9 protein-coding genes, 1 tRNA gene and 1 riboswitch are annotated in these 14,037 nt (G+C 66.9%); of the genes, 2 read left to right on the top strand and 8 right to left on the bottom strand.

Features of this window, described 5'->3' with window-relative positions; all coding sequences use genetic code 11:
* Position 1 precedes the first annotated feature (1 nt).
* Positions 2-78 (top strand) — tRNA-Arg (locus VF651_07615).
* A 320-nt stretch (positions 79-398) separates the two neighbouring features.
* Here VF651_07615 and VF651_07610 read toward each other — a convergent pair.
* Both VF651_07610 and VF651_07605 read right to left on the bottom strand, forming a co-directional pair.
* Entirely contained in the window at positions 399-998 is a 600-nt protein-coding gene (locus VF651_07610) for a hypothetical protein (protein ID HEX7965570.1), read from the bottom strand.
* Positions 999-1,214: 216 nt separating this feature from the next.
* On the bottom strand, positions 1,215-2,096 hold the full coding sequence (locus VF651_07605; GenBank protein HEX7965569.1) for a hypothetical protein: 882 nt from the start codon (positions 2,094-2,096) through the stop codon (positions 1,215-1,217).
* A 70-nt stretch (positions 2,097-2,166) separates the two neighbouring features.
* Positions 2,167-2,255, bottom strand: a riboswitch (cyclic di-GMP riboswitch).
* 381 nt (positions 2,256-2,636) lie between these two features.
* Between VF651_07605 and VF651_07600 the strand changes: the two genes are divergently transcribed.
* Positions 2,637-3,392: an OmpA family protein gene (locus VF651_07600; GenBank protein HEX7965568.1), complete on the top strand. Its 756-nt coding sequence runs from the start codon at positions 2,637-2,639 to the stop codon at positions 3,390-3,392.
* 79 nt (positions 3,393-3,471) lie between these two features.
* Here VF651_07600 and VF651_07595 read toward each other — a convergent pair whose 3' ends face one another.
* From VF651_07595 to pdhA, 6 genes are all read right to left on the bottom strand, one after another.
* Positions 3,472-4,149 (bottom strand): hypothetical protein, encoded by a 678-nt coding sequence (locus VF651_07595; protein ID HEX7965567.1) that lies wholly within the window; start codon positions 4,147-4,149, stop codon positions 3,472-3,474.
* Positions 4,150-4,311: 162 nt separating this feature from the next.
* Positions 4,312-5,607: a flavohemoglobin expression-modulating QEGLA motif protein gene (locus tag VF651_07590; protein HEX7965566.1), complete on the bottom strand. Its 1,296-nt coding sequence runs from the start codon at positions 5,605-5,607 to the stop codon at positions 4,312-4,314.
* Between the two features lie 75 nt (positions 5,608-5,682).
* Positions 5,683-10,488 carry an NAD-glutamate dehydrogenase gene (locus VF651_07585; GenBank protein HEX7965565.1) on the bottom strand — a complete coding sequence of 1,602 codons (4,806 nt, stop codon included), beginning with the start codon at positions 10,486-10,488 and terminating at the stop codon, positions 5,683-5,685.
* A gap of 112 nt (positions 10,489-10,600) precedes the next feature.
* Complete coding sequence (locus VF651_07580; GenBank protein ID HEX7965564.1) at positions 10,601-11,869, bottom strand: dihydrolipoamide acetyltransferase family protein; 1,269 nt, start codon at positions 11,867-11,869, stop codon at positions 10,601-10,603.
* The gene (locus tag VF651_07575) at positions 11,866-12,843 is read right to left on the bottom strand and encodes an alpha-ketoacid dehydrogenase subunit beta (GenBank protein ID HEX7965563.1); all 978 of its coding nucleotides are present in this window, start codon (positions 12,841-12,843) and stop codon (positions 11,866-11,868) included. The genes VF651_07580 and VF651_07575 overlap by 4 nt, the downstream gene beginning before the upstream one ends.
* Complete coding sequence (gene pdhA, locus VF651_07570; protein HEX7965562.1) at positions 12,836-13,915, bottom strand: pyruvate dehydrogenase (acetyl-transferring) E1 component subunit alpha; 1,080 nt, start codon at positions 13,913-13,915, stop codon at positions 12,836-12,838. Before pdhA ends, VF651_07575 begins: the two co-directional genes overlap by 8 nt.
* Between the last annotated feature and the right edge of the window lie 122 nt (positions 13,916-14,037).

Here is a 14,037-nt window from a genome sequence, read left to right as displayed (position 1 = left end):
AGCGCCCGTAGCTCAGCTGGATAGAGTACCTGGCTACGAACCAGGTGGTCGGGAGTTCGAATCTCTCCGGGCGCGCCATCTAAAGCAAAAAACCCGCCTTTTAGGCGGGCTTTTTTCATGCGCCCGGGAGATTCGAACTCCCGACGTTTCAATCGGCGAGTTCGACAAAATCGCCGGGGCTCAGCGCGTAGCGCTGAGCGGGTTTGCCATGGATGGCAAACCCTGGGTTCTTAGCGAGGAAGGGATATCCGAGCTTAGAACGATTTTGAACAGCGCCGCTTCGGCGCTGGCCCGAAGGGCGGCGGGCAGGGATAGCCCGCCGTAATCCTCCGGGCGCGCCATCAATGAAAAGCCCACCTTGATCAGGTGGGCTTTTTTATTTTCATCACGCCTTAGATTCAGAGATGTGCCGTCACCGCCGTCGGTGCCGGCACCGTGGCGGCTGCCGGGACAGCAATCTGCTGGGGATAGGGAAGCTTCGCCAACAGGGCGCGCAGGGCTGCGCCATTCACCTGCTGCTTGATGTAGTGCTGGGACTGGCTGTTGACGGTCTCGTTGAGGATTCCTACGTCCTCTTCAAAACAGCTGGAGGCGCTGCAGGCGGTGGAGGACCCGCCATGACCGTCGCCACCCGCGGGTGGATTGGCATTGCCGAGGAACGAGCTCATGGTCGCCTGCAACAGCGCGCGGTTCTGGTTGAGCACGCGGTTGGTGCCGCAGATCAGGAGTTGCTTGGCGTGGGTGCCGATGTCATCCGCCAGGCGGCAGACCATCACGTCCGCGAGTCTCGGGTCATTGGAGAGGGGCTGCGCCAGGGCCAGTTTGATGTCTTGCAGCGCGCCCAAGATGGCTTCCTGACCGGTCACGCCGATCTTGCCGAGGTAGAGGACGCTCGTGCCGTAATCGGCTTCGGAGTCGGGATCTGCTGCCCGGGCGGAGAAGCAGGACAGGGCGGCGAGCAGCGGAATCAGGATCAGGCAAGACTGGCGGATGCGCATGGTGGTTCCTCATGGAGGCAGGTGTGTACTATGAAAATAGTAGTACAAGTTCCTGGCAGGTGCCACCTTCCCGGTGAGGGAAGGTCCACGACTGACGGATTTCGCCATCTATTCCCGTCATCCTGCTGCAGGCTGAAATAAAAAAGCCCGCCTCGCGGCGGGCTTCAGGTATCGCAGGCCGCTGACCCGGCCTGCCCCCATCACCTCCAGTGAACGTCAGTGCAGCACCACGGCCTCCTGGAAGCAGCGGCGCACCTTCTCGTAGATCGTGGGTTCCGAAGACATGTTCTCGAGGTCGGCACAGAGCCCCTCGAACTGGTATTCGAAGGGCTTGAGTTGCTCGCGCACGCGCAGGTCCAGCGCCGCTTCCTGTTCCGCGGTCAGCCGCGCGCCGACTTCGCCGCCGCCCAGGACCTCGGAGGGGTGATGGAACGCCCAGTGCAGCAGCGCGGCGTAGAGGGCGTCGCGGCACTCGGCATAGGCGCTGCGCAGGTGGTAGCCGAGCTTGGCGCTCGCCACCGGGGTGACGTAGCCCACCGCCATGGTGACGGCAGTCTTGTCGATATTGACGCGCTCGCGCAAGAGCTTGATCAGGATCTCCTGGCCGAGTTGGGCGAGGGTGGCGAACTCGTTGGGGCGGGGCCGGCTCCGCGGCTGGGTCACCTCGAGGCCGAGGCGCCGGCAGGCCTGGAAGGCCTGGTCGCGGGCGGCCGCGTACAGTCGATTGGCGGTATCCCAGCGGATGGTGAGGGCAGCCTCGTCGTCCTCCAGCGGCTTGAGGCGGATGCCGGCATTCTTGTGCAGGCCGCACTTCTGGACGTAGACCAGGATGGTGTGGCGCGACTCGGGGGTGAGCTTGTCCCAGGCCTTGGGCAGCGCCAGGAAGGACTTGATGTAGCTCTCCTGGAATGCGCCCTGGGCTTGGCACTCGTGCATCACGTTGGTGAGGGTGGTCTGGCGCGGCAGGCGGCCGATCACGTTGCTGCTCACATAGTCCTTGAGCAGGTCCTTCTCGAAAGGCTCCGTCTGGTCGTGCAGCAGGGCGCGCCAGGTGCCGTGGAGGAAGTTGATCTGCTTGGAGTCGGTCTGGTCGCCCATGGTCCACCTCGTGCCCACATAGGGACCGCAAGGCAGGCCAGGGCGAGGACGCGCAGGCGGCGGCCTCTGATCCGGCGGTCCCGCTACCTTGGGGTGGATGCACCCTGTAGGCCGGTGACTTTGCGTCCCCGGCTTTCACCGGGTTTGCCTTGATCGGTTAGATACATCCTAGCACCTACACGATATTATGTAAAGTAAATACGTCACGTTCTTTAAGCTTTATTTAAATTGCCATTAAATCAATCGGTTATGGGTCGCCACCCCGGCCCTATTTGGCTGCAATGCCGGCCTGCCCTGGGTTGGAAGGATGCGCCTGTGCGTCCCATAGGCTCTTTGGAGCGGCTCCAGGAGCGGGGCCGAAACCGGACCCGCCGCTCTTTCTGCAAGCCCATAAAGGCCTGGACGCTGCAGTCTTCGATGGGGTGCAGTACTATTGTCAAGTTATGTACGCGTCCTGACAGGGACGCCGGACCAGGGGTGGTCCGGCAGGGCGCCACCGATGGCACCTGCCCGCCACCACGAGACGAAGGAGACATGCCCATGAGCATGCGTATCGCCGCTTTGGCCTTCACCACTGTGCTGCTCGCCGCCTGCGAGTCCGCGCCCTCCAAGACCGCCTGGCTTATGCAGGGCGATGCGCCCTGGGTCGGTCCGGACGGCAAGTGCATGCAGCTGCGCCCGCTGGCGCAGGACGAGAAGAAGGGCTTCTGCTACGACGTGATGACCGAGGTCTACCAGAAGCGCCACCACTACGAGGTGCTGGACGCGAACGAGTTCGCGTTCCTGTACCCCAAGGTCGAGCCCACGGCCCAGACCGCCTACAGCCTGGTGCCTTCGCCCTCGGATGCCGAGACGCTGGCGAACAACAAGCCGGACATGGCGACGCTGCCCTACATCCACCAGATCTACACGGCGCTGCCCTTCGAGTTCAACAAGGCCCACCTCTCGAGCCGCAACCGCGTGGCGCTGCGCACCTCCTTCAGCGACTGGCAGAGCCGCGGCATCAAGGTGGTGTCGGTGGCGGTCACCGGCCACACCGACAACAAGGGTTCCGCGGCCTACAACCTGCAGCTCTCCAAGTGGCGCGCCGAGTCGGTGGTGTACTACCTCGCCAAGCTCGGCATCCCGCGCGGCAGCATCGCCCAGGGCGGCGTGGGCATGGCGATCCCGCACCCCGATGCCAGGAACGACGCAGACAACCGCTACGTGGACCTCAGGGTCTGGCTGGCCCCGCCGCTCGGCTCCAGCGAGAAGCTGGCCACCCGGGACCACGAGGCCGACGCGAAAGGCCGCTGAAAAGCGCTGGAATCAAGGCATGAAAAAAGACGCCCGGGTCACCCCGGGCGTCTTGCTTTGCGTGTCCTGAAACTCCGGATCAGGAGTTCGAGACCTTCTTGAGGCAGGCGATGACGTCGTCGGTCATCTTGATCATCACTTCGGCGGTCTTGGCGGGCTTGCTCACGTCGGGGCAGCCGGCCTTCTTGCCGTAGGACTTGAACGCGTCGCTGGACATCTGGCCGCGGGCCTGGTCGAGCCACGCCGCTTCCTTCTTGAGGGAGGCGTTGTAGTCGGCGAAGGCGGCCTTGATCTCCTCAGGCGACTTCTGGATGGCGTCGTTGTAGGCCGGGATGCGGGCGTTCAGCGACTCGTTGCGCTTGTTGATCTCCGCCACGTCGCTGTTGACCTTGGCGATGTCGACGTTGAGCTGGTCCTTCTCGGCGGTGCAGGCCTTGAACTCGTCCTGGTTCAGCTTCTTGTCCGGGCCGCACTTGGTCTGGTAGTCAGCCACGCGCTGCTTCACCGAGTCGTTCTGCTTGTTCCAGGCATCCAGGTCCGCGAGGATCTTGGCCTTGTCGGACTGGATGGCCTTGCCCTGGCCGGCCAGGTCCTTGTTCTTCTGCTGGGCGGCGTCCATCTTGGCCTTGTTGTCCACCACTTCCTTCTGCACGGCCTCGCCGGAGCTGATGAGATTCATCACCGACTCGGCGCCCCAGGCGGCAGTCATGGCGCCGGCCAGCGCCAGGGTGATCAGGGGGATACGCATGCTTTTCATGGAAAACCTCGGGTTCGGGTTCAAAATCCAGGCGGCTATTGTAGGGGCAGGGGCCCCTGCCCACCAAGGGCTCTAGACCCCCTGTAAAAGCCCTGGAAACGGGCCCTCAGGGCACATAACGCGTCTGGGCCGGGCGGGTTGTCAGGTCCCGGACCCCGGGGGTCAGAGGATGGCGGCGTAATCGTCCTGGATGCGCCCCAGGTCCAGGCGGTTCAGGAAGTTGGAGTAGCACATCCAGGCGGTGATGGCGTTCAGGTCGGCGATCTGGGGCGGCAGGAAGCGGGGCGGGCTGATGACGCCCTCGGCCACGCCCTGGGACAGGGTGCGCACGTCCTCCAGGGTGGTCTTGCCGCAGAACAGCATGGGGATGCGGTCCAGCATGCCCTTGCGCACCGCCAGGCGCATGTAGTTGTAGATCATGATGAAGCCCTTGTTATAGGACAGGTCCTTGGTGAAGGGCCGTCCCGTGGGCGTGCTGCCGCGGAAGATGCGGGCAGAGTTGCCGTAGGCTTCCCCCTCCGTCAGCCCCTGCTCCAGGAAGAAGCGGTAGACGTCCAGGAAGTCGCCGCCCTTCTCGGCCATGTCCACCGCGCGGATGCGGTTGGCGAGGCGGCGCAGGCGGCTCGGATAGGAGGCGAAGGTGATGATCTCCATCAGGATCGCGAGCCCCTCCTGGGTCACGGTGGAGGAGGGCGGCCCCTTGGAGAGGAACGTGCACACCGGCTGCTGGCTGCCGTTGAGGGTGGTGCCGAGGTGGACCCAGCCCTCATGCACCTCCAGCACCTTGAGGTCACGCTCGTTGAACTTGGCTTCCTTGCGGATCTTGATGTAGTCGGCGCCGGCGGCGGCGTCCGCCACGATGCCGTCGGAGAGCAGCACGCGCATGGTGCCCTCGGACTCGTGGAAGGCCTTGTTGATGCGGTGCTGCAGGATCTCCACCGCCTGTTCGCCGCTGATGGTCTTCGCCTCCGGCTTCAGGAGCTCGCTCTGGTCGATGCTGGCGATGGCGTCGCCGAGTATCTGGCCGAGGTCGGCCAGGGTCGGCCCGCCCTCGTGGAAGGCGTCGCTGGCGGAGCCGTAGAGCTCCTCGGAGATGACGCCGAACTCGGCTGTGCCGCGCCCTTCCAGCATGCGCACCACCTGCGTGTACTCCCGGCACATGCGGCGCATGATGCCGCCCAGGGAGTTGAACTGGCCGAGCTGGCGGGTGATGTCCCGCTCGATCTCGTGGAACTCCTGGCGCTTGGCGGAGGGATCGAAGCCGAGCGGCCGGCCGGCGTAGTAGGCGGCATCCACCCGCGGCAACTCGCGGCCGCCGCCCTGGACGAACTGCTCCTGGATGGACGCGTCCCACTTGATGTGGTCGAGGATGCGGATGGGCTTCTGGGCGGCGACGATGCGCTCGGACAGGTCCCGGAGGGTCTGCCTGTAGTTGACCTGGGTGTCGGCGGCGCTCATGCCTCTAAGAGTACTCGCCGCGCCGGGCAGGCGCCAGAAAAGCGAAGCCCCCTTTCACAGGGGGCTTCGGTCGGCTCACAGACGCGCCAGCTTCCTGATCTCCTGCAGCGCCACGGACAAGCTGGGGAAGTCGGCGATGTTCGCCGCCTGCATGTCCGACAGCACCCGGCGCGCGTGCTCGAGGCGTCCGGCGTGGGCAGCCAGCCACTGTTCCAGCTGCTTCATGGCTGTGTGACTGTCCCGGGCACCCTGTAGCGCCTGGGCCGCGAGCGCCCGTTGCTGGGCGTAGAGGTCCTCGCGCAGGGTGCCGCGGGCCACCGCCTGCCAGTGCCCTTCCACCGAGAGCTCCTCGATGCGGGCGCGCAGCCAGTCGAGCCTGAGCTCGCGGCCGATGTGGAAATAGACCTTGGCCACGACCTCCACCGGCAGCTTGCCCTCGCGCGCCACGTCCACGACATCGAGGCCGGCGTAGAGCGGGCCGATGGCGGCGATGCGCCGCGCCAGCGCGTCCGGCACGCCCACGTCAGTGTACTGCTGCACGCCGCGGGTGAAGTTCTCGGCCAGGTCGTCGCTGAGCACGCCCGGCATGTGCTGCACCAGCGTCGCCAGCCCCGGCTGGTACAGCGGCACCGTGGCGGCGATGTCGAGCTTGTCGCGCATGCGGTCGATGAGCCAGCGGGTGACGTGCTTGAGCATGCGCGAGCTCTGCACCGCCATCGAGACCTGCACGGCGGCCGGCACCTTGTTGTCGAGCGCCTCCACCGCCTCCCACAGCGCCGGCATGGCCAGGCTCTCGCGGGCGATGGTATAGGCGCGCGCCACGGTGGAGGCATCCACGCCGGTCTCCTCCTGCATGCGGTGCGCGAAGGTGGAGCCCATGCGGTTGACGATGCTGTTGGTCACCGCGGTGCAGATGATCTCGCGGCGCAGCCGGTGCTTGGGCATCAGGTCGCCGTAGCGCTTCTGCAGCGGGGTCGGGAAGTAGGTCTCCAGCTCGTTGGCGAGGTAGGGGTCCTCCGCCACGTCGCCGGCCAGCAGGCCGTTGTAGATGTCGATCTTGCTGTAGGCCAGCACCACCGCGAGTTCGGGGCGGGTGAGGCCCTTGCCGGCCTTGCGCCGCTCCTTGAGCCCCTCGTCGGAGGGCAGGAACTCGATGGCGCGGTTCAGCATGCCGGTCTTCTCCAGCGCGCGGATCAGGTACGCGTGCTCGCTGATGCGGCCCGGCGCCTGCACCTCGGCGATGGAGATGGCCTGGGACTGCATGTAGTTGTCGCGCAGCACCAGCGCGCCGACCTCGTCGGTCATCTCCGCCAGCAGTTTGTTGCGGGCGGCTTCGCCCAGATTCTTCTCCGAGGAGACCAGGTTCAGCAGGATCTTGATGTTGACCTCGTGGTCGGAGCAGTCCACGCCCGCCGAGTTGTCGATGAAGTCGGTGTTGATGCGCCCGCCGGCCAGGGCGTACTCGATGCGGCCGCGCTGGGTGCAGCCCAGGTTGCCGCCTTCGCCTACGACCTTGCAGCGCAGCTCGTTGCCGTTGAGGCGGATCGCGTCGTTGGCGCGGTCGCCCACCTCGGCGTGGGACTCGCTCGCGGCCTTCACGTAGGTGCCGATGCCGCCGTTCCACAGCAGGTCCACCTGGGCCTTGAGGATGAAGCGCAGCACCTCGGCCGGGGCGTAGTTGCCCGGGTCCACGCCCAGCACGCCCGCGGCCTCCTTGCTCAGGGGGATGCTCTTGGCGCTGCGCGGCCACACGCCGCCGCCGCCGGATATCAATTTCGCGTCGTAGTCGGCCCAGGAGGAACGCGGCAGGTTGAACATGCGCTCGCGCTCGACGAAGCTCTTCTCCGCATCCGGGTTCGGGTCGATGAACACGTGGCGGTGGTCGAACGCCGCCAGCAGGCGGATGTGGCGCGACAGCAGCATGCCGTTGCCGAACACGTCGCCGGACATGTCGCCGACGCCCACCACCGTGAAGTCGGTGGCCTGGATGTCCACGCCGAGCTCGCGGAAGTGGCGCTTGACCGACTCCCAGCCGCCCTTGGCGGTGATGCCCATCTTCTTGTGGTCGTAGCCCGCGGAGCCGCCGGAGGCGAACGCGTCGCCGAGCCAGAAGCCGTACTCCGCCGACACGCCGTTGGCGATGTCGGAGAAGGTGGCGGTGCCCTTGTCGGCCGCGACCACGAGGTACGGGTCGTCCTGGTCATGGCGCACCACGTCCTTGGGCGGCACCACCTTGGTGCCGGCCAGGTTGTCGGTGATGTCGAGCAGGCCGCGCAGGAAGGTCTGGTAGCAGGCCACGCCCTCCTTCAGCACCGCCTCGCGGTCGCCGCCCGCGGGCGGGCGCTTCACGTAGAAGCCGCCCTTGGCGCCCACCGGCACGATCACGGTGTTCTTGACGTTCTGCGCCTTGACGAGGCCCAGCACCTCGGTACGGAAGTCCTCGCGCCGGTCCGACCAGCGCAGGCCGCCGCGCGCCACCTTGCCCATGCGCAGGTGCACGCCCTCGACGCGGGGCGAGTACACCCAGATCTCGAACATGGGCTTGGGCAGGGGCAGCTCGAGCTGCGCCGGGTCGAACTTGAAGGACACGTGGGCCTTGTGGCCGCCGTTCGCGTCCTTCTGGAAGTAGTTGGTGCGCAGCGTGGCCATGATGGTGGCCAGGAACAGGCGGATGATGCGGTCGTCGTCCAGGCTCGACACCTGCTCCAGGGCGCCCGCGATCTCGGTCGCATGCTGCTGGGTGAGGTGGTCGCGGCGCTGGGTCTTGGCCGGGTCGTTGCGCGCCTCGAACAGGTGCACCAGGGAGGCGGCGAGGGCGGGGTGCGTATAGAGCGCCCGCTCCATGTAGGCCTGGCTGAAGCTGATGCCGGTCTGCAAGAGGTACTTGCAGTAGGCGCGCAGCAGCATGGTCTGGCGCCAGTCGAGGCCGGCGCCCAGCACCAGCCGGTTGAAGCCGTCGCTCTCCGCCTCGCCGCGCCAGACGCGGGCGAACTGCTCCTGGAACGCGACCTTGACCGCCTCCACGTCGAGATCGCCGGGGCGGATGAGCTCGAAGTCCTGGATCCACACCAGGCTGCCGTCGGCGAGCTCCAGCTCGTAGGGGCGCTCGCTGATGACCCGCACGCCCATGTTCTCCAGCATCGGCAGCGCGTCTGAGATGGGGATGGTCTGCTCGCGGTGGAAGGTCTTGAAGCGCAGGTAGCCCGGCGGCGCGTTGAGCGGCCGGTACAGGCTCATGCGCAGGCCCTCGCTGGCGCTGAGCGCGTCCACCTCCTCCACGTCGAACACCGCCGCCTTGGGCTTGATGTCCTCCTGGTAGGCGGCGGGGAAGTGGTTGCCGTAGCGGGCGAAGAGCTTCAAGCCGTGCTCCTCGCCGAGCTTCTCCACCAGGGCGTCCTTGAGCTCGTCCTGCCAGGAGCGCACCGCGCGCTGGATGTCCTTCTCGAGCGCGGAGCGCTCGAACTGCGGGAGCTGCCAGGGGGTGGTGCGCACGATCACGTGCAGGCGGGCGAGCGCGGAATCCGACAGCGCCACGGTGTGCTCGGCGCTCTTGCCGTTGAGCGCCTGGTACAGCACGTTCTCGATCTTCTGGCGCACCTGTGTGGTGTAGCGGTCGCGCGGCACGTAGATGAGGCAGGAGAAGAAGCGGCCGAAGCTGTCGCGGCGGATGAACAGCTTGACGCGCTGGCGCTCCTGCAGTTGCACCACGCCCATGGCGGTCTCGAACAGCTCGTCGGTGGTGCTCTGGAACAGCTCGTCGCGCGGCAGCGTCTCGAGGATGTGCATCAGCGCCTTGCCGTCGTGGCTGTTGGCCGGAAGCTCGGAGCGGCGCATCACCTCGGCGACCTTCTCGCGCAGCACCGGTATGTCGCGCGGGCTGGTGGCGTAGGCGCTGGTGGTGAAGAGGCCGAGGAAGCGCCACTCGCCCAGCACCTGGCCGTCGGCGCCGAAGCGCTTCACGCCCACGTAGTCGAGGTAGCCGGGGCGGTGCACCGTGGCCTGGGAGTTGGCCTTGGTGATGATCATGAACTCCTTGGCGCGGGCGCGCTTGCGCACGTCCTTGGGCAGCACCAGGAAGCTCTGCGAGACCTTGGCGTGGCTGTCGCGCAGGATGCCGAGGCCGGAGTCCGGCACCAGCTTCAGCACCTCCTCGCCGTTCTCCTCGCCAAGCACGTACTCGCGCACGCCGAGGAAGGTGAAGTGGTTGTCGCCCAGCCACTCCAGGAACTTCAGGCCCTCGTCCACCGCGGCGTCGCCGAGCACGCTGCGGTGCGCCTGCACTGCCTCGCGCACCTGCTTGAGCTTGTCGCGCATCGCCTGCCAGTCGCCGATGGTGGCGCGCACGTCGCGCATGGCGCTCTGCAGCGCGGCCTCCAGCTTGGCGAGGGTCTCGGCGCCCCCCTGGCTGTCCACCTCGATGTGCATCCAGGACTCGGTGATCATGCCCTCGCCGCGCTCGCCGTCCACGCGCGTGAGCGTGCCGCGCGCGTCGCGCTTCACGTGGTAGATCGGGTGCACGGTGAGGTGGATGCCGGCGCCGAGCCGGCTCAGGGTCATGGTGGTGGTGTCCACCAGGAACGGCATGTCGTCGTTCACCATCTCGATGATGGTGTGGGGGCTCTTCCAGCCGTCCTTCTTCGGGTCGGGGTTGAACACCCGCACCTTGGTCTCGCCCGGCAGGCGCTTGGCGCCGAACTCCCAGTGGCTCAGCACCGCGCCGTACAGGTCCTCCGGCGACTGCGCCAGGATGTCCTCCTCGGCGATGTCGGCGTAGTAGGAGACGATGAACCTCTCGAGGTCGGCCGCGGCGGAATGCTTCTTGGCGAGGGCGATCACCTTCTCCAGGTGCTTGTCCTTGGGGGGCGATTTCCGTTGCGGCATGGAGGCGGGCCTTTTGCGGGCGTGTTCTTGGGGTTAGGAGCGGTATTTTACTGCGCTGGATATGCAAACGGCGACCCTGGGGTCGCCGTCCGCGGCTTGCGTCATAAGGCGGTCATTGCGCCTTTTCCAGGTCCTTGATCACGGCGGCCAGCCAGCGGCAGGCGGTGCCGCCGGTGATGCAGCGGTGGTCGAAGGTGATGGAGAGCGGGATGCGCTTGTGCACCTCGATGCCGCCCATGACCGGCACCACGTCGTGGCGCAGGCCGCCGGTGCCGAGGATGGCCACCTGCGGCGGCACCACCACCGGGGTGGCGTAGCGGCCGGCCATCATCCCGAAGTTCGAGAGGGTGATGGTCGGGTCCTTCATGTCCGCCGGGGCCACGGTGCGGTTGCGGGTGGCTTCCTTGATGCGGTTCAGATCGTCGCGCAGCTGCTGGGCGTTCTTGCTCTCCACGCGGCGCAGGATGGGCACGATCAGCCCGTCCGGCGTGTCCACCGCCATGGCGAGGTCCACGCGCTCGTGGATGGTGCGCTCCAGCTTCTCGCCGTCGTACCAGGCGTTGAGCTCGGGCTCGGCGCGGCAGCCGGCCACGATGGCGCGCACGATGCGCACCGTGATGTCCTGGCCCGGCATCCAGCCGTGGATGTCGGCGTCGTCGAACAGGGTGCATTCGGCGACTTCCGAGCGTGACTTGGTCATGCTGGCGTGCATGGCGCGGCGCGGGCCGCGCAGGGGCTCCGCCACGCCGTACTTCACGTCGGCGCGCTTGGGCGGCACGTCCCAGCGCGCCTGCGGCGCGGAAGGAGCGGCGCCGCCACGGCCGCCCGCCGCGTTGCGCACGTCGTCGGCGCTGATGGTGTCGTTCTTGCCGGTGGGCGGGATGCCGGAGAGGTCCACGCCCATCTGCTTGGCGAGGATGCGCACGGAGGGCAGCGCTTTCACGCGCTGCGGTTCCTGCTTCTGCTTCTTGCGGATGATGGCGGTCTCGGCCACCACGGCGTTGCTGGTGGGCACGTTGCCCACCACGGTGCCGCTGTCCTCGGCGACCGGAGTGGTCTTCTTGGCGTCCGGCGCGGCCTTCTGGGCCGCGGCCTCTTCAGCCTTGGCCTTCGGCGCCGGCGCGGCAGCGCCGCCCCCGTCGATGTCGAAGTCCACCAGCGCGGAGTGGGTGGGGATGATGTCGCCGTTCTTGCCGTAGAGCTTGGCGATCTTGCCGGCGTAGGGGGACGGCACGTCCACCACGGCCTTGGCGGTCTCGACGGACACGAGGGGCTGGTCCACCTTCACGGTGTCGCCTTCCTTCACGTGCCAGCTGACGATCTCGGCTTCCTGCAGGCCTTCGCCCAGGTCCGGGAGGTTGAACGTCTTCATGCTTGTTATGCCTCCAGCGCCTTGCGGATGCCCTTGACCACGCGGTCCACGCTCGGCATGTAATCATGCTCCAGCTTGAAGAGCGGCATCGGTATGTCATAACCCGTGACGCGCTGGATCGGCGCCTTCAGGGAGTAGATGACCTTCTCCGCCACGGTGGCGGCGATCTCGGCGCCCACGCCGCAGTTGCGCGGGGCCTCGTGGATGATGACCAGGCGGCCGGTCTTCTCCACGGATTCCAGGATGGTGTCGAAGTCGATGGGCGCGACGGTGGCCAGGTCGATCACGTCGCAGCTCACGCCTTCCTCGCCCAGCTTGGCGGCGGCCTGCAGGGTCTCGTGGACCATGGCGCCCCAGGACACCAGCGTCACGTCCTCGCCTTCCCGCAGCACGAAGCAGGTGTCCAGCGGCAGCGCCTTGCCGTCATCCTCCACTTCCGCCTTGTTCAGGCGGTACAGGCGCGTCGGCTCCAGGAACACCACCGGATCCGGGTCGCGGATGGCGGCGAGCAGCAGGCCGTAGGCGCGGGACGGGGAGGAGGGCATCACGGTGCGGATGCCCGGCATGTGGGCGAACATCGCCTCGTTGCTCTCGGAATGGTGTTCCGGCGCGTGGATGCCGCCGCCCGAGGGGGCGCGCAGCACCATGGGCACGTGCAGGCGGCCGCGGGTGCGGGTGCGCAGGCGGCCGGCGTGGTTGATCATCTGGTCCACGGCGGGATAGATGAAGCCGGAGAACTGGATCTCGGCGATGGGCTTCATGCCCTGGGTCGCCATGCCGATGGAGATGCCGGCGATGAGCGCCTCGGCCAGCGGCGTGTCCATCACCCGGTCCTTGCCGAAGCGCTGCTGCAGGCCGAGGGTGGCGCGGAACACGCCGCCGTTGAGGCCCACGTCCTCGCCCAGCACCACCACGGAAGGGTCTCTCTCCATCTCGTGGGCCATCGCCATGGTGATGGCTTCGACCATCGTGACCTTAGCCATGGTGGGAACCCTCCTCGACCGCCTCTTCGCGCTGGGCGACGAGCGCCTCCGGCAGGTTCGCGAACATGTGGTCGAACATGCTCTCCACCGGCGGCTTGCCGGCTTCCTTATATAGCTTCACCTCGGCGTCCACCCGCTCGGCGCACTCGGCCAGCAGGGCGTCCTCCTTCTTCTGGTCCCAGGCGCCGATGTCCATGAGGTACTTGCGGATCCGGACCAGGGGCTCCTTCTTCCACTCGCCCTCGACCTCGCCCTTGGGGCGGTAGCGGGTGGCGTCATCCGCCGTGGTGTGGTCGTGCAGGCGGTAGGTGAGGGCCTCCACCAGGGTCGGGCCCTTGCCTGCGCGCGCCTTCTCCAGCGCCTTATCCATCACGTCGCGCACGGCGATGATGTCGTTGCCGTCCACCTGGATGCCCTCGATGCCGCCGGCGATGGCCTTCTGGGCCAGGGTCTCGCAGGCGGTCTGGGCGGAGAGGGGCACCGAGATGGCCCACTTGTTGTTGCACACCACGAACACCACCGGCAGCTGCCAGGCGCCGGCGCAGTTGATGGCCTCGTAATAGTCGCCCTGGGAGGTGCCGCCGTCGCCGATCACCGTCACCGCCGCGCGCTTCTCCTTGCGCAGCTTGAACGCCGTCGCGGCGCCGGCCGCGTGGTGGTACTGGGTGGCGATGGGCACGCACCAGGCGAAGTCATGCTTGGGACCCGAGAAGTTGTTGCCGCGCTCGTCGCCGCCCCAGAACAGGAGCACCTCATGGGGCTTCACGCCGCGGTAGAACTGGGTGCCGTACTCGCGGTACATGGGGAAGAACGCGTCTTCCTGCTTCATGGCGGCGCCGATGCCCACGTGGGTGGCCTCGTGGCCGAGGCTGGAGGCGTAGGTGCCGAGCTGGCCGGTGCGCTGCAGGGCGATGGCCTTGGTGTCGAAGACCCGCACGAAGGTCATCGCGCGGTACATCTTCAGCAGCTCCTCCTTGTCCTTGGCGAACTTGGGGAGGTCCTTCTGCACGAGCTTGGCTTCGTGGTCGAGATACTGCTGGTACTTGATCTCGAAGGTGGCGGCGGTCTTCAAGGCTTTTAGCTCCTGGAAAGCCGCCCGGGGCTCTTTGAGGACCTCATGGGGTCCTGCGGGCCCGCCGGCGGGGAGTGCTTATATAGATAGCGCCCGGCATGGGGGCCGGGCGGGGGCGCAAT

The organism is Gammaproteobacteria bacterium, assembly GCA_036383255.1.
Lineage (GTDB): Bacteria > Pseudomonadota > Gammaproteobacteria > Natronospirales > REEB76 > DASUBN01.
This window is presented reverse-complemented; position numbering and strand designations above follow the sequence as displayed.

What these genes read in the sequence shown, in the direction of transcription:
- VF651_07610 (HEX7965570.1), bottom strand. Translation starts at nt 998, where the DNA reads ATGCGCATCCGCCAGTCTTGCCTGATCCTGATTCCGCTGCTCGCCGCC.
- VF651_07605 (HEX7965569.1), bottom strand. Translation starts at nt 2,096, where the DNA reads ATGGGCGACCAGACCGACTCCAAGCAGATCAACTTCCTCCACGGCACC.
- VF651_07600 (HEX7965568.1), top strand. Translation starts at nt 2,637, where the DNA reads ATGAGCATGCGTATCGCCGCTTTGGCCTTCACCACTGTGCTGCTCGCC.
- VF651_07595 (HEX7965567.1), bottom strand. Translation starts at nt 4,149, where the DNA reads ATGAAAAGCATGCGTATCCCCCTGATCACCCTGGCGCTGGCCGGCGCC.
- VF651_07590 (HEX7965566.1), bottom strand. Translation starts at nt 5,607, where the DNA reads ATGAGCGCCGCCGACACCCAGGTCAACTACAGGCAGACCCTCCGGGAC.
- VF651_07585 (HEX7965565.1), bottom strand. Translation starts at nt 10,488, where the DNA reads ATGCCGCAACGGAAATCGCCCCCCAAGGACAAGCACCTGGAGAAGGTG.
- VF651_07575 (HEX7965563.1), bottom strand. Translation starts at nt 12,843, where the DNA reads ATGGCTAAGGTCACGATGGTCGAAGCCATCACCATGGCGATGGCCCAC.